The sequence below is a fragment of the Methylomonas sp. 2F7 genome (assembly GCF_057126975.1).
The window spans coordinates 4,839,682-4,856,344 of the sequence record NZ_CP195203.1; the positions used below are offsets into that span (position 1 = coordinate 4,839,682).

The window sequence follows — 16,663 nt, forward strand, 5'->3', positions numbered from 1 at the left end:
GGCGGCTAATCCGTACATATCCATAAATGTTCTATCATCCGTCGAAACTTTAATTACTGCATTGCCAAGCTCCTGGAGAACGCTAGCCAATTGACTCAAAGTTTCTTTCACAATTTCCGTGTTCATATGGGCCTTATTCCTGCGCTTTTGTTTAAAGAATTTATTCACAGCTAATTTTAACCCGTAAGGCGGATCGCCTCACGGCATCCCCCCTACCTAACATTCACCCGCCCCGCCAAACTATTCCCCTGCACCGCTTCGTTATACATATCAAAGCCGCTGGCCGGCGGAATCGCGGCGCTGCCGGCTCTGGCGACGCGCCAGACTTGATACAAGGTCAATTCGCCACCGACTTGGAGCTTGGCGACGCGGACAATGCGGTCCGGGTAGCGTTGAGTTTCCTTGATGTTGGCCCAGTAGCTGTCGTCTTTGGGTTGGATTTTGGCGTCGGCCAGATAGGTTTCATCGTTTTCCTGGCCTTCCGCCGAGCTGGGAATACCGTCTTCGATGACCACATACTCGCTACCAGGCGCTGGCCGACCGGCATCGGCGCTACGTTTGACGCGCACTTCGCTGACCACCACATCGCCGGATTTCAAGGCCTGGCTCATGTCGATCAACTCGCTGCCCTTGGCGGTGATGCGGCGGAAGTTGCGTTGCACCTCCAGACCGGCGGCACGAGCGGCGACGGCTTGATACGGCACTTCAACAGCGACTGTGGCGCTGGCAATTTCGTCGGCATTCAACTCAGCGAGATGAAGCTCACTCAGGTCGGGACTGTCGCCAAAGCGGTTGAAGTTGCCCAGATAGCCGCCGGGTATGCGTTGCAATGTGCCCAGCGCAAAGCCGTCTTTGCTGCTAACCGAAATGCTGCGGGCGCTCTGCTTGGCCGCTGCCGCCGCTTCTTTGCTGAGCAATTCGCGGCTGTTGAAGATCACCTGCGCGGTATCGTAGGTCGATTGCCAGTAGCCGTTTTGCTGGGTTTGCAACAGCCAGCGTTTCAGTTTGGCTTCCAATGCCGGCGGCAAGGCCTGCGCATCGTTTAACGCGCCCAAACCTGCCGAAATCAGGCTGGGCATACCAAACCCAAAGCCCAAGCTGTTATAAAACTCGCCGCGCTGTTGCTGATAGTTCGCTGGATCAAGCGCGTCCAGTGCCAGTTGCAGGCGCTTTATCAAATCGTTTTTCAGCTGTGGCCGGTCTTTGAACTGCTGATTAAAGCTGTGCCAGTTTTGACTTTCGTAAGCCTTGACGATACGCAACGCAGCGACCAAATCACCCGCGTCGGCATGGACATTGGCAAGCAGTTTTTCGACAAAATCGGCCTGCTGTTGCCACGGCGCGTTGTAGGCATAACCAACCGTCGCGAAGCCGCTCAACACAAAACCATCCGCCACCGTAGCGCCCTCGGCGTGATTGTTCAGCCAATCCATGCCTTTGAAATAGGCGTTATTCACACCTTCTACTTGCAAGTCGTTGGCGTATTTCAAGGCCTGCAGGGCAATCAAGGTCACCGGCAGCGTGGCTTCGCTATCGCTGGGCCACAAGGCAAAGCCGCCGTCCGATTTTTGGTTTTGAATCAATTTCCGAATACCCAGCACCGCGTTCTGCTTGGCGCGTTTTAAGGTGTTTTCCAGCGGACCCAATTGCTCGGGTTTCAGGCCGGCGCGCTCGATTAAATCCATTAATACCAGATTCGGCACGGTGCTGTGTGCCAGCTGCTCGGTGCAGCCGTAAGGGTATTGCACCAGCATGGACGCCGCTTGTAGTGCGGCCCCGAGCAGGCCGGAATTGACCCGTACCGTTACTTGCCGAGGCTGAGCTTGCGCAGGCAAATCGATACGTAGCAGATTGTCCTGCTGACTACTGCTGTAAACCTGCGGCAGCGCGGCGGCTTTTAACGGAATCTCAAATTCCTCGGCACCACCGACTCGCACACCAGCCGGGGCAGTCAACGCCACCTTCAATGCCGGCGCACCTTGCCGGTCGTTGGCGCTTAAACGTAACGGCCACAATTGCTCGGCTTTGGCTCCCAGTTCAGCTTGCGGTTCTGTTTCGCCGCTTTGCAAAGGCAAGCTGTCCGGTAAGCTGATGCTGCCGGCCAGTTTTACCGGCTGGGCCAAGTGATTGGTCAGTTTCACCGCCACGTCCACTTCGTCGCCTTGCCGCAAGAATTGCGGGCCGACCATGTCCACCGCCACATCGGTGACACTGCGGAACTGGCCGGTGGTTTCGCCGATGCGGCCATCTTTGTCGCTGGCGACGGCCGTGACCAGCCATTCGGTGATATTAGCCGGCATGTCTACGTCGATAGTGGTGTTACCTTTGGCGTCGGTAACCACATGCGGAAACCAGCCGGCGGTATCGCGCATGGCTTTTTTCGCCAACTTGCTTTGGCTCTTCAAGGCGCTGAGCGAGAAATTGGGTTTACGCAGCAAGTCCGCGTAGCCGTAGCCTTGCAGATCGTCGGAATAGAAAGTCGCCAGATTACTGCGCTGCAGCGGATAGAAAAAGTCGAAGATGCCAGGACGGAATTCCGCTTGCACCGCGTAGACGGAGCGGTCAACGATGGACACTGCGATTTCAGTGTTTGCTGCCGGGCTGCCGTCGGCGCGTTTGACTTGTAGCTTGATATGGGTGGGTTTCAGCGGCTCGGTTTCGGCTTTTTCCGGCTCGATGGCAATCTGCAAGCGCTTTTCCCAAGGCACGATTCTAAAGCCCAGGGTTTGTTCCTTGTATTTGCCGCCGGCTACCGGCACGGTCACGGTGTGGTAAAAGCCGGTGCCATATTCAGGTTTGGCGGTCACTTCAAACCAGCGGCTGCGGCCTTGAGCTTGTGTGCTGCGGCTATCGAACAAACGCGCGCCGGCCACGGTTTCCCAAATCGCGCCGCTCTCACTATTGCCCCAGGCCTTGGGCAACAAGGCAAACACCTTGGCTTGCTCGCCGGGGCTGAGGATGGTGGTGGGCGTGTACAGTTCCAATTCCGGATTGTCGGCTACCGCTTCGCCGCCGCTGCCGGCGACGATTAAGGTGCTGGGTTGGGAGCTGGCCGGATGGTTCAAGTTACGGCCATCCAGACTTTCCAAGCGAGCCACGGCGGTGAGCCGGCCAAATTCTTTCAAGGCCGGAATAGTCAGTTTTTGCTGACCGCGCTCGTCGGTCGCAAAGTCCAGTTTCACCAGGCTGCGTTTGTCGCTGCCGGGTTGCTCCAGCATCACATCGACCACGCCGCCGGCTTTGGTGGCTGGCTTGCCATCGGCATAGCTGGATTGCAACAGCAATTGCAAATCCTGATCGCCGACCGCCGCCACCGTTTTGTTAAAGCGCACAGCCGGCTGCGCTTCAGATAAGGTGGCGTAGATGCTGTCGGTCAAAATCGCATTACCACCGACCGCGTCCTGGGCGCGCACCATTAAAGAATAAATCCATTCCTGATCCGGCTTTTCCTGGTCGGCGGCCGGCACGGTAAACTCGAAACTGCCGTCGCCGCTTTCATCCAGCTTGGCGGCGGTTTCCCAAGGATTGCTGGCATCGACTGCCTGACGTTCTTCGATAGAGCTATACAACCGTTGCGGTTGGGTCAATGGCGCGGCGGATTTGACCTGACCGAAATAATCGTTGCCGGCGGCTAGACCCGCGCCGGCTTCGGTGACAAATTGCGGGGCTTCGAACTTTTTCCGATATAGAAATACTTCGAATTTAACGTTTTGCGGCACGCCGCCACTGTAGCGTTTGGCGCGGAATTTTAACTTAAACGGCTGGCCGGCCTGGACCACCGGGCTGCGGTCCAGCCATTCCAGGTAAAACGTGGGTTTAATGTAATCGCGTACTCTAAACTCGCCACCGTAGGCCTTGTGGTCTATCTCGGCCAGCAAGCGATATAGGCCTGGCGTCTGGCTGGGATCGAGATCGAAACTGCCGGAGAACGAGCCGAAATCGGTAAGCTGGGTTTGACCTTGCAAGCCAGTGGCGTTGCCATCGGCACGGATGAGCGACACATCGGTTTGTTTGGATTGAAAAGCCGGAATCCGCAACTGGCCGTCCTGCAGATTGCGGACGATGCCTTTGTAATAAAAGGTCTCACCGGGCTTGAAGATCGGCCGGTCGGTCATCACAAATACCGCGTCGTCCTTGGCTTGCGTCGGCAGAAAATCGGTCGCAGTCAGAGCGGTGCGCGCCGTTTCGCCAGGCTTGGCGGCCGGCGCATCCACTCGCACCAACAATTTACCGTCCAACACCCCATCCGGGTTGTTAAAGCTCAGTTCGCCGGCGGCATCAGTGATAGCCGGCAAGGTTTGCCATCGGCCACGCCCATCGCGGTAGCTGACTTTGGCGCCGGTCACCGGCTGTAAATCGCGGTTCATGGCCCGCACCAACAGTTGCTCGCTGGATTGCTTGACCTGCACCGCGAGACTGCTGACCTGAATCAGACACTGCGCTTCGTTCTTGCCCTGCACCGCTTGCAACAAATAAATGCCGTCCGGCAGCGGGTCGAGCGCGACTTGACGAACTTTATAACGATGCTCGCTCCAAGTGCCTTCGTTAAACCACCAACCCAGATCGTGAGTTTGCTGACCGTTGCGCAGCAAATCCAGATAGCTCTCTTTCACCAACGTAAACCCTTTCGGCGGCGCGACTAAAACCTGCTGCGGCACCGACACCAGCGGTTTTTCGGTCACGGTCAGCACCGAGCCGCTGAAATTGGTTTCTTTCAAAGACTTACGAAACTCGACATCCAGCATGCCGCGCAACAACTTTAACGGCGATTGCGCATTGTTCAGACCCTTAGCGAAATAGTGGCCGGGATTCAGCTCGCTGACCGGCTGCTCGTAACTGCGGCTGACGTTGAATTGACCATCCAGAAAGCTTTCCAGGTTATTGGATTTTAGCACCCGGATCAGCATGGGCTGGTCGGTTAGCGTGTAATCCAGGCGGATGTTGGGGGCTTCGGTGTTGGTGAAACTGCGTTCGGCGGTTAAATAAAATGGGCTGCCGGCCCAGGCAGATGTTGGACTCAGCAATGTAGTTAGCAGAAGTAGATAGCTAGCAATCACAGCAAATAGATTTGGTGTCGCTACTGCGACGGGTGTTTTAACGTCGGTTCTCGGACCGACAGCCGAGATACTTTCTTTTGCGTCGCCAAAAGAAAGTATCCAAAGAAAAGGCGACCCGAACGCCGCTTGTTTCCTGCGCGCCAAAGCTTTTGCCGAGGGTTTTCGGAAGGGGCTTCCCAGCTCCTCCGAAAACGAGCGGCATCCCTGCCGCTCCCCTAGCGGGCAATTCTCGCCAAAAGCTCCGGTGCTCGGCGCGGCATACGGGAGAAAACCTACTCCAACTTTCCGAATCGCAACACTGATACTGGTTATTGCTATTAAATTGTGCTTAGGCATTTTCGACCCCAATGTTTGTTAGTGTCATTACTGTTTTTTATGCCGCCTTTTTTGAGCACGACGAATTTCAGTGACATAGTGACGAAACAGCGCAGCTGTGGATGAATCATAGGAATCCGACGATGGGGTATACAGAGAGCCAAAACGGGGTAGTACGTAAGGTGAGCGATCACCTAGCAGGAATAGCAGGTAGGTTATTCCTGCTTCTAGGAATACGGGGCATCTTGCGTTAGCCTGCTCAGTTGAGTCTGTTGCCCCCTGAACGACATCTCCAGGCTTTCCCGCTCCCTTCAAAACCTCAACGATTCGACCTTCGAAGTCAAAATTTGGCGCATACCAACTATCACTAAGGGGCTTGCTATAGTTAACTGTATCAACATTTATCACGTAGACTTGGTCATACGCCTTCAACTTCTCTAATGGAAATGTAGGCGGGTAGTACAGTGATTTACAGGCAGAACCAACATTCGACCAAACCAGAAATACCAATAACACTAGATAGGTGACTGTTGCGATTGAGACAGTGGGAATCCCGTATGCCGCGCCGAGCACCGGAGCTTTTGGTGGGAATAGCCCGCAGGGGCGATGCACGGATGCATCGCGTTGCCGAAGGGGCAGGAAGCCCCTTTCGGCAACCCCCACCAAAAGCGAGGAGCGCAGGGAATAAGCGGCATCCGGGTCGCCTTTTCTTTGGATACTTTCTTTTGGCGATGCAAAAGAAAGTATCTCGGCTGTCGGTCCGAGCACCGACATTAAATAAACCGTCGCGTTTAGCGACACTTTCAATAACAACAACCCAAACAGCAAAGTCAAAATAATCATTTCCCACCTTCCTGACCTATCAACTTACCTTCCAAACGCGCACCAGAATCCCCCTCAACCCTTCCCGCATAACTCAAAATCGGCAAGCCGTAAAACAACTTATCCCCCTCCCGCCGCATCGCCGCCTTGGCGGCTTCATAGTCTTGCTGCCAGCGCGGGGCAAATTCATTGGCTTCCTGAGCATTACCCGCGCCACCAGCCAAAAACAGTTCGCGCACCGCCGCACCGGGATTGACGAAAGCAGTCAGTTGCGCTGATTGCCAGCGCTGTTTTTCAACGCCGCGTTGCCAATCCAGTGGGCTCAAAGACTGTTTGTTGCAGGCGTCTTTCATCCGGGTCAGCAAGCTCTCCGAGCTGGCGGCTAGGAACAAACTGCCGCCGGCGCATTCCGCGCCCAAGTCAGGGTCTTTTAAATATTGCGCATACGCGGCGCTGGCTTGTGGCTGCTGGGGATTGGCGACGATGATGCCGACCGCGCCGGTCGGGCTATCGGCGGTGAAATCCCAAACCAAACCCACACCGGCCGGCTCGGCACCGGGGGAGTTGGTCGACGGGCCGTTGGCCGCCAATGCCTGCCAGTCGGCAGTGGTTAAGTCCGGCGATAAGGCCAGGCTGGCGGCCACGCCGGCAAAGGCATCATGCGGAATGCTGGCTAAAACGCCTTCAAACAATTGTCCGTGTAATTGGCTTTGCCAAGCCGCCGCCGGCAGATTCAGCGTCCCCAGTTGGCCGTCTGTTAAGGCAAAATCCCATTGCAGCGGATAGGTCGGCGCGCCGGTCAGCACCGGCAGTAAATTATCGATAAAGGCTTCGGATCGCAGCGTTAAACTCAAGGGCGCAGCGCTGCGGCGGCTTTGCGGGGGAATGCTGTCGATCACATTCAGTAGGGCTTCCAGACTTTGCGCCAGATAGATCCGCTCGCGGAATTGGGTGAAAAACAGCTTTTGCAAACCGATGCGGGTTTCCAGGATCGGTTCCGGCAGTTTGTTGAGACGGTAGCCACTGGTCGCCAACACCCCGGCCAATGCCGGCATGGCTTGATCGGCAAACTGGCTGTCGCTACGTGAATAGCTGATGACCCAACCCTGGTTGGCATGGGCCATGTCGTAATGCAGCTCGGCATTGGCGGTGACAGCGTCGCGCAGCAGTTGCGTCAGAAACTCGCCTTGCAGGCGTTCCAGATTGAGTTGCTCGGCTTTGACTTTCAGGCTTTGTAACAAACCGAAAAACAGCCCTTGTACGAAACGATTGCCGAGCAAGCTTTGCACTTGCGGCTGCGCATCCCACCAGTTTAAAAACCCTTCTCCCTCATTGAAATTCAAGGTAAAGGCCACCGGATGTTTTTTCACATACCAGGTCGCCTGTTTAGGGCAATCGGCCGGGCGCTTCACGGTCACGTCCATTGTGGTGCCCGAGCCAACATCGCCGCCAGTCAAGGCCGGACAATGGTCGTCGCCAGCCGGCACTACATCGTTACTGCCGACTAGCGAGGTGCTGGCGTCCAAATCGTTATTCGCAGAGTCGCGCAGTTTGACGGTCAAATCCAGCAAGGGCAAACCGGCGCGCATCAAGCGGCTCAAGGGTTGCCGGGAATAATCCTGATAAGCAACGACACCGGCGGTTGCGGTCAGCACCGCCGCCGAGGCAATCACAGTCAGGCGTTTTGCGGGGCTAAGCGGTTCCATTCGTACACTCCAAGGAAATAAGGATTTTCCGGGCGGGGAATCCACACCGGGTCGGGCGATTGCAATAACTCGGCGACGCTGACCACGCGCACTTGGGCATCAACGCCCTGCGCGCCGTTATGGTACACCGCCAGATTTTCCGGATGGCCGGCGGCGAACAGCATCAGGTGGTAGGGTTCGTCGTTAATCAAGGGTTTTTGATACACCAGCAAATCGCCGCTTTTTGCTGCCGCCAGGTCGCGGGATTTCAAGCGAAAGTTGTAGCCGATCAAGGTTTCTGCGTCGGCAAAATGGCCGTAGCGCGCTTGACCGTTGTTTAAGCCGGTTTGCCAAATTTGCGGGTAGGCGGGGACGACTTTGCGGGCCTGTTCGGATAGGGGCGGCAACATCAGTTTGGCTGGTACGCCGAGTTTGGCGGTGCGGGCGGCGTCGCGCGGTTCTAAAGCGGTGCGGTAGGCAAAACGTACCAAGCCGGCGCAGTCGCGTTGTTTGGGCTCCCAGAGCGGGCTGAGTTTACGGGCTTGCAGTAAGGCTACGTCGGTGACGACTTGGCGCAAAGCTTCCGCGTCTTGCGGTAGCAGGTAGGTTTGCCCGTTTACATGCGCCACACCACCACCCTCTTTAGGCTGCTGTGACAGCCCCCTCTCCCCTTGGGAGAGGGTTGGGGTGAGGGAGATCAAATGAGGTAAGGCTTTTATTTGCAAACCCTCACCCTGCCCTCTACCGGGGGGAGAGGGTTCTATTTTAGCTTGTGCGGCAAGCCCTTCTGCAGCAGCAGAGGGAGTTGCGTTATTTCCCGATGCGGACGGCTCCAGGTAACCCAATTCTTCCGCGCTGTCCTCTGCTTCGCCTTCCCTCTTGGGTTCGTGTTTGATGAATTCCTTTACCTCTTGCGGCATATCTCGCTCGGTATCCTGCCCCGGCACATAGATTTTCGCCGGCTGGCGATTGCCTTGGATAACCACATACGCCAGGGTTTTTGTTTCGCCGGGCCGGGCCAAGGGTTTTTGTACTCGCCGCCGGCTTTCCGTGGGCAAACCTTCATCCAAAATAATATCCAGATTAGCCAAGGTATGCTGCACCGCGCCGCCCGGCCAATAATTGGTATCGATGCGGAATACGCCGATGGGTGGGGCCGGATGTACGTACAAATAAGGCCCGTAGCCGGGTTGATCGAAGTTGTCGCCGTTTTGGTTTAAGAAGAAGATACCGCCGCTGTTGGAATTGGTGTCGGCCCAATACACGTGGCTGTTATCCGGCTCGTAAATGTGCAAATCGGTATAAACGCCGTCGCTATCGCTGGTGAGTACCACTTTTAAGCCAATTGATGCAATCACTGCATCAACTGTGGTGGACGCCTTGGCGACGCCAGCGCTATTGGCGCATTCGGCGATCACGGTGTTTTTGCCCTTCGCGGCGGGAAACGCGCGGGAAAAGCTACCGTTGGCGTTGCGGACGTAGTAGCGCACACCGTTGATGTTGACCACAATCGGATCGGCAGTCGGGTCGGAACAGGTGCCGGCCACGCTGATTTGCAAACCGCTGGTCCAACCGCCGGCTGGTTTGCTCAATGTCAGTGTGGGTGCTGAGGCGGCTTCGGTTGGCACAGGACGTTGTTGGCCGCGCCTGGCTAGAATGTCGGGGTCGTCGCTAGGCGCTGCGAGGCTTTGCGTCGATAAAACCAGCAACAAAGCGGCGATACCGCCCAGCCAGCGGGTATCGAAGAAATGGGGTGTCCGCATCAAAGCCTCCATGGGGCGGGGATTTTATGAGTGCTGGAAATGTAGCAAGCAAATCGGCTAACAGCAAATCTGCTGCACGGTTTATGAAATGCCCATTTATAAAGAACCAAGGTTTTACGTCTCCACGCTACCCTGCAAGCGAGTGATCGAGGCGTCTTTGGCTTGCGGGTCGATATGAAACGCCAGCGCCGCCGGTTTATGCAACAAGCCGTCTTCGCCGGAGGCGTTAGGGTTGAGCTGGCGTTTTTCCACAAAATCAATCAAACGCCGCAGATGATAAATCAGCAACACCCGATTGCCCTCGCTGCCTTTGTAGATTAAATAGCCGACATTGTCTTCGCTTAAATCCGGGTTGCGAGCGATCAACGCGGTCAAGCGGGTTTCGCAATTGCCGGCCAGGCTTTTCAATACCGAGTCCGGATGCTGGCTTATCAATTTCACTAGGTGCTCGACCAAATCGCCGGCCAGTTGCTGCTGTTGCAATTGCTCTAACTCTGCATCGCTGCACAAAAAACTTTCTGCTACCAAATAATGCCGATCGCGCTCGCCGTCATTGGCGAACAGCGAGATTTTCGCCACCGCGACATCCTCCAAGGCATTGAGAAATTCTTGAGGGGAGCGGATATGCTTATCGATGGTCACTACCCATGGCAAGGCGCGACCGGTCGCTTCGAACCGCGATTTGACACTGCCGATGACACCGGAGCGCGAGAGCTCTTGTTCACGGCCCACCGGCTTGACCAGAAACGCATCGACGGCGGCAATCTGGGTGCGAAAGCCGGCGGCCTGGAAGTGTTTGATGGCGGTGGAATAGCGCGGAGAGTAGGGAATGCCGGTGCCGTCGTACAAAATATTGATGCGCAGCTCGCGGGCATGCTGCGCCACCAAGTCGCGCAGTCGGTTCGCAAAAGGCTCGACGTACACGTAGTCGTCGCTGTGGTGATTAGCCGCCGTCAGCAGCCGGTACAAATCGCTGAGTTTTCTAAATTCGTCCAAGGAGGCGATGACGAAATTGTCACCGCACAGCGCGGTGGCGATTTCTTCGACCGCGGTTTTGCCGACGCCGGCGCCGCCCATGCTCATCAGAAAATGCGGTTGGTCCACCGGAGTTTTACCGGCAAAAATCGCGTCCCTGGCCGCGATCAAAATGCGGGTGATCTTGGCTAAACGCTCGTAGGCAATTTCCACGGTGCGCCGCAAGCGCACTTCGTTACGGGCGGCGACCAGCATTTTTTGTTTTAGGGCTTCGTTGTCCGCCAATAAAAATAGATTGGCTTGCTCGCCTGCGCATTGCTTCAATAAATCCATCAATTCGGCTTGGCTGGGGGAACGCAGGCCGGTGAGCATGTTGACATCCAAGCAGAACAAGGGCGCAACGCCGTCTTCACGAATCGGGATTGCGTCGATCTCAAGTTTGCTCGGGGCGCGCAAATCTTCAGTACCCGGCAGATAGCCGATGATGTGCTCGGACACGCTCAAAGGATTGTCGGCAAAATGCTGGCCGGCAATCAATTGCTCGGCGGTAATACTGCTCAGCGGCACCAGACCACCGGTCACCGTCACCAAACATTCGACGCTGTCGGCGGTGATGTGCGACAAAAATGGAATTCCCAGCAAAAAGCGTTTGTTCTCCGGCCATTTACCGTAGCGGTTGGCTTGGTTGTGCAGACTATTAATCCGTCGCGGATCTAGGGCGTGGGCAAAGGCGCGGCTCAGCGCCCGGTGTTGGCTGCCGTGATCGTGCAGCACCAAAGCGTCATCGGCGGTTAGGCGGCGAAAATCGATGCCTTGCTCATATACAGCTTTGAAGGCCGGCAAGTTGCCGAGCGTGGAGATGAAAAAATCCAGTGTCATGCGATTGCCGTAGCCAAAAGGCCGAATCACCCGCAGAGAATGGTAAAAGCTGGCCAGTCGTTCGGCGATGTCCTCACTGTGGATGACAAAGCCGTTGTTATCGAAAATCGCAGTATCGGCATTGCTGTCGCCGTCCAGCACCAATCGCTCGATAGCCACACGGAATTGCTTTCTCTTGTCCGCATCCGGCATCGTGCCGGGCCGGTGCGTGACTGTGGGCTGCTCCTTCCAGTCGCTGAACATCTCGCGATGAATGCGTGAGTATAAGCCGGTCATGTAAGTGACGCGCTTGGTCTGGTCGTGCGAGACAGTGATTTCGAGCTCTTGCAGCAAGGTCGACAATAAACCGGCACCTTGAGCAATAGCTAACGCGGTACGCAGGCGTTTTAGCGGTCGGTAACCGGGAATGTGCCGGCAGGGGTTTTGCATGATCCACCCTCTTATTTTTATAGTTATTATTTTATGGGAGCTGATCTTAACTGGTTATTGGCGGAGAAGGAATATTGACTGAATGTCTTTCAACGCAGAACCACTATTGTTGGCAGCTGAGTAAGTCCGTTGCGTTGCGTTATGGCGATCCGGTGTATGACGACGCTAGTGGGGATTCGGCACATCGATGCACAGATGATTCTGCTTGCCTGTAGCGATGTTAGCGGGCTTGGGCAGGATTCTTTAAAGCCCCTTGACGCCTGTCTGGCGAGCGCTTTTCAGGTACAATAAACTCATTTTTTATCTATCAAGTGGCTCCCGACGTGTCGAATAGCAAAAACGATGTCTCTACTTTTCAGGGCCTGATTCTGACCTTGCAGGAATACTGGTCGAATCAGGGTTGTGTGTTATTGCAGCCTTTGGATCAGGAAGTCGGCGCCGGCACTTTCCACCCCGCCACTTTCTTGCGCGCCATCGGTCCGGAGCCATGGAACAGCGCTTACGTGCAACCTTCGCGCCGTCCGACCGATGGCCGTTACGGCGAAAACCCCAACCGCTTGCAGCATTATTACCAGTTTCAGGTGATCATGAAGCCGTCGCCGGACAATATCCAGGAATTGTATTTGGGGTCTTTACGGCATTTGGGTCTGGATTTGTTGGAACACGACATTCGTTTTGTGGAAGACAATTGGGAATCGCCAACTCTCGGCGCCTGGGGGCTGGGTTGGGAAGTGTGGCTTAACGGCATGGAAGTGACACAGTTCACCTATTTCCAACAAGTCGGCGGCCTGGAATGCCGGCCGGTAAGTGGAGAGATTACCTATGGCCTGGAGCGGATCGCGATGTATCTGCAAGGTGTGGAAAGCGTCTACGATTTGGTTTGGACCCGTGGTCCTCAAGGCGTGGTCACCTATGGAGATGTGTTCCATCAAAACGAAGTGGAAATGTCCGAGTTCAACTTCGATCACGCCAATGTCGAATTCCTATTCCAATGCTTTGATACCTACGAACGCGAATGTCTGATGTTGCTGGAGAAAAACCTGCCGCTGCCGGCTTACGAAATGGTGTTAAAAGCTTCGCATTCCTTTAACCTCCTCGACGCCCGCCACGCCATCTCGGTCACCGAGCGTCAACGTTACATCCTACGGGTACGCAACATGGCCAAATCGGTCGCAGAAGCCTATTACAACCGCCGGGAAGCGCTAGGCTTTCCGATTCTCGCCAGACAGGGAGCGTAACATGACCGAGACTAATCATTTATTGTTCGAACTAGGCTGCGAGGAGTTGCCCCCGAAGTCGTTGAAAAAACTCAGTCAAGCCTTGCTGGACAATATTTTGGCCGGCTTGCAGGAAGCCGGTTTGAGCTACGACCAAGGCCGGGCTTATGCCACGCCGCGTCGGTTGGCGGTATTGATCGACGATCTACAAACCTTTCAGGCCGACAAGGTCGTGGAAAAACGCGGCCCGGCCATTCAAGCGGCTTATGGTCCCGACGGTTCACCGAGCAAAGCGGCACTGGGTTTTGCCGCCAGTTGTGGTGCGTCTTTTGAGGATTTGGAGAAGCTGGAAACCGACAAGGGTTCATGGCTGATCTTCAAACAAGCGGTGAAAGGCCAAGCCACTGCCGAGTTGATCCCTGACATTATCCGCAAAAGCCTGGCCAATCTGCCGATTGCCAAACGCATGCGCTGGGGCAGTTTCGACGCTGAATTTGCCCGGCCAGTGCATTGGGCAGTTTTGTTGTTTGGTTCCGAGATTCTAATTACCGATATTCTCGGTCGCACCACCAGCCGAGTTACCCGCGGCCATCGCTTTCATTCACCGCTGGATTTGAGCATCGGCAGCCCGCATGAGTATCTGGATATTCTGAAACAGTATGGCAAGGTGCTGGCCGACTTCGAAGAACGCATGACCATTATCCGCGACGCAGCGAATCAAGCTGCCAGCAACGTTGGCGGTATCGCCCATATCGAAGACGATTTGTTGGAAGAAGTGGCTGCACTAAACGAATGGCCGGTACCGGTCGTGGGCAATTTCGACGCGCGCTTTCTGGCGCTGCCGCAGGAAGTGTTGATTACCACGATGCAATCTAACCAGAAATATTTCCCGGTTAAGAATGCGGCGGGCCGGCTGTTACCGCATTTCATTACCTTCGCCAATATCGAAAGCTCCAACCCTGACTCCATTCGTCAAGGTAACGAGCGCGTGGTGTTGCCACGCTTGGTTGACGCTGAGTTTTTCTGGAAACAGGATAGAAAACAATCGCTGGTCGAACGGGTCGAGAGCTTGAAAAGTATCGTCTTTCAGAAAGATCTGGGCACTTTGTTCGATAAAACCGAGCGCGTCGCCAGCTTGGCGGCCTTGATCGCTGAAAAATTGGGCGCCGACGTTGAACTGGCCAAGCGCGCCGCAATGTTGGCTAAAACCGATTTGATGACCAATATGGTCGGCGAATTCGCCAACCTGCAAGGTACGATGGGCCGTTATTACGCGGCCGCCGACGGCGAACATGCCGACGTGGCGTTGGCCTTGGAAGAACATTATTATCCCAAGCAATCCGGCGGCGCGATCCCGAGCGGCCAAATCGGCCAGGTGTTGGCGCTGGCGGAAAAAATAGACACCCTGGCCGGCATTTTCAGCGCCGGCTTGATCCCAACCGGCGATAAAGATCCTTATGCCTTGCGTCGAGCCACGCTGGGCATCTTGCGGGTGCTGATCGAAAACGGTATCGCCTTGGATGTTGTAGAGCTGCTGGATGCGGCGCTGGATCAATTCAGTCACGACTTTAATAAAGTCGAAACCCGGCAGAAAGTGATCGGCTTTCTGTTCGACCGCTTAAAAGGGTATTGTCTGGATCAGGGCTACACCAGCCACGAATTCGAAGCGGTATTGGCTGTCAATCCGACCAGCCCCTTGGATTTCATGCTGCGTATTCGCGCCGTGCAAAGCTTTAGAGTCTTGCCGGAAGCGGAAAGCCTGGCAGCGGCCAACAAGCGCATCATCAATATTTTGAAAAAATCGGATCAAGCGCCAACGGAGAGCATTGGGGCCCTGGTCGAAGCGGCCGAGAAAAACTTATTGGCAGCAGCCGAGCAATCGGAAACCGACATTTTGCCCTTGCTGGCCGAACAGAATTATCCGCTGGCCTTGAGCCGTTTGGCGCAGTTGCGCGATAGCGTCGATGCGTTTTTCGACAATGTGATGGTCAATACTGATGACGAAGCGTTGCGCAACAGCCGTTTGGCATTGCTGGCCAAATTGTCCAATCAATTCCTGAAAATTGCCGATATATCCAAATTGCAATCGTGACCGAGAGTTACGTTATTCTGGATCGGGACGGCACTATCAATGTCGATTCCGACGCATTCATCAAATCTCCCGAGGAATGGCTGCCGTTAGCCGGCAGCCTGGAAGCCATAGCGCTGTTGAATCGGCACGGTTACAAAGCCGTGGTGATCAGCAATCAGTCGGGGATTGCCAGAGGCTTGTTCGATTTGGCGATGTTGGAGGCGATACACGCCAAAATGCTGCGATTGACATCGCAGGCAGGCGGACACATAAAGGGCATTTATTTTTGTCCTCACGGTCCAAACGACAATTGTGACTGCCGCAAGCCCCTGGACGGACTGTTTCTGCGTTTTGCCGCCGAAATGCAAGCGGACTTGAGCCGGACTTTTGCAATTGGCGACTCCTTGCGCGATATTCAGGCCGCCGAGTCAGCCGGGGCCAAACCAATTTTGGTCAGAACCGGGAAAGGCGAAAAAACTGCTATTGATAATCCCCAACTCAACGTTCCTATTTTCGATAATCTTTATGACGCAGCCACGCACATCGTCTCGACACGCTGATTTCAGAGTCTATTTAGGCTCGACATTACTATTCGTTTACATAGTATTCTCGACACTGATCGTCGGTGTGGCCATCTTGGGCGGTTTTTTTCTACCGTTTCCGATGCGCTACAAAATCGCCGACATTTGGATCAACTGCCTGCTGTATATGCTGAAGTTGTGTTGCGGCTTAAGTTATGAAGTGGAAGGCCTAGAAAACATTCCGCGTGATAGCGCGGCGATTATCCTCAGCAAACATCAATCGGCCTGGGAAACGGTGGCCTTGCGGCAATTTATTTCCCCGCAAACCGCGGTTCTGAAAAAATCGTTGCTGCAAATTCCATTCGGCGGCTGGGCCTTGGCGACGTTAAAGCCGATTGCGATTGATCGGCAGAATCAAAAAGAAGCATTAAAAATGCTGATCGATCAGGGTATCGAGCGTTTGCAGGAAGGCTTGTTTGTAGTGGTGTTTCCTGAAGGAACCAGAGTGGCGCCGGGAGCGCATAAAAAATTTAACGCCGGCGGCTCTATGCTGGCGCAAAAATCGGGTTTTCCGGTGATCCCCTTAGCGCACAATGCTGGCGAATATTGGCCACGTAACAGCTTTTTGAAATATCCGGGCGTCATTAAGGTAAAGATTGGGCCGGCCATTAGCAGCATCGATAAAAAATCGAAAGATATAAATGCAGAGGCCGAGGCATGGATCAATAAAGCGATGCAGGAAATCGACGAGGAACGAACTGAGGGGTAAATCGAAATAGGATATTAAAACTTGACCCACAAAAAAGGCCCGCTTTCGCGGGCCTTTTTTCAAGCTTAAAGATTAAAGCGCTACAGAAGTAGAGCTAGAAACTTTTTGTTTTGACGCATCTGGATCGTCCATGCAACCGCTCAGGCCAACAATCATCAGG

At 54.8% G+C, this 16,663-nt stretch carries 9 protein-coding genes; 4 read left to right on the plus strand and 5 right to left on the minus strand.

Annotated elements, in window-relative coordinates; translation table 11 throughout:
• Positions 1-212 precede the first annotated feature (212 nt).
• From ACR64Q_RS21835 to ACR64Q_RS21855, 5 genes are all read right to left on the minus strand, one after another.
• Positions 213-5,024: an MG2 domain-containing protein gene (locus ACR64Q_RS21835; protein ID WP_313733133.1), complete on the minus strand. Its 4,812-nt coding sequence runs from the start codon at positions 5,022-5,024 to the stop codon at positions 213-215.
• Positions 5,025-5,420: 396 nt separating this feature from the next.
• A complete protein-coding gene (locus ACR64Q_RS21840; RefSeq protein WP_313733134.1) occupies positions 5,421-6,215 on the minus strand; it encodes a hypothetical protein in 795 nt (264 codons plus the stop codon).
• The gene (locus tag ACR64Q_RS21845) at positions 6,212-7,900 is read right to left on the minus strand and encodes a hypothetical protein (RefSeq protein WP_313733135.1); all 1,689 of its coding nucleotides are present in this window, start codon (positions 7,898-7,900) and stop codon (positions 6,212-6,214) included. Before ACR64Q_RS21845 ends, ACR64Q_RS21840 begins: the two co-directional genes overlap by 4 nt.
• Positions 7,870-9,642: a DUF1175 family protein gene (locus ACR64Q_RS21850; RefSeq protein ID WP_313733136.1), complete on the minus strand. Its 1,773-nt coding sequence runs from the start codon at positions 9,640-9,642 to the stop codon at positions 7,870-7,872. Before ACR64Q_RS21850 ends, ACR64Q_RS21845 begins: the two co-directional genes overlap by 31 nt.
• 114 nt (positions 9,643-9,756) lie before the next feature.
• Entirely contained in the window at positions 9,757-11,925 is a 2,169-nt protein-coding gene (locus ACR64Q_RS21855) for a zeta toxin family protein (protein WP_313733137.1), read from the minus strand.
• A gap of 323 nt (positions 11,926-12,248) precedes the next feature.
• On the opposite strand from ACR64Q_RS21855, the gene glyQ reads away from it, so the two are divergent.
• Genes glyQ through ACR64Q_RS21875 form a run of 4 tightly spaced genes read left to right on the plus strand, consistent with a single transcriptional unit; the run spans position 12,249 to position 16,503 of the window.
• Entirely contained in the window at positions 12,249-13,163 is a 915-nt protein-coding gene (gene glyQ, locus ACR64Q_RS21860; RefSeq protein ID WP_020483801.1) for a glycine--tRNA ligase subunit alpha, read from the plus strand.
• Position 13,164: 1 nt separating this feature from the next.
• Positions 13,165-15,234, plus strand: a complete 2,070-nt coding sequence (gene glyS, locus ACR64Q_RS21865) for a glycine--tRNA ligase subunit beta (RefSeq protein WP_313733138.1) — start codon at positions 13,165-13,167, stop codon at positions 15,232-15,234.
• The gene (gmhB, locus tag ACR64Q_RS21870; RefSeq protein WP_313733139.1) at positions 15,231-15,773 is read left to right on the plus strand and encodes a D-glycero-beta-D-manno-heptose 1,7-bisphosphate 7-phosphatase; all 543 of its coding nucleotides are present in this window, start codon (positions 15,231-15,233) and stop codon (positions 15,771-15,773) included. The genes glyS and gmhB overlap by 4 nt, the downstream gene beginning before the upstream one ends.
• Complete coding sequence (locus tag ACR64Q_RS21875; RefSeq protein ID WP_313733140.1) at positions 15,739-16,503, plus strand: lysophospholipid acyltransferase family protein; 765 nt, start codon at positions 15,739-15,741, stop codon at positions 16,501-16,503. The genes gmhB and ACR64Q_RS21875 overlap by 35 nt, the downstream gene beginning before the upstream one ends.
• The last annotated feature ends 160 nt before the right edge of the window (positions 16,504-16,663 follow it).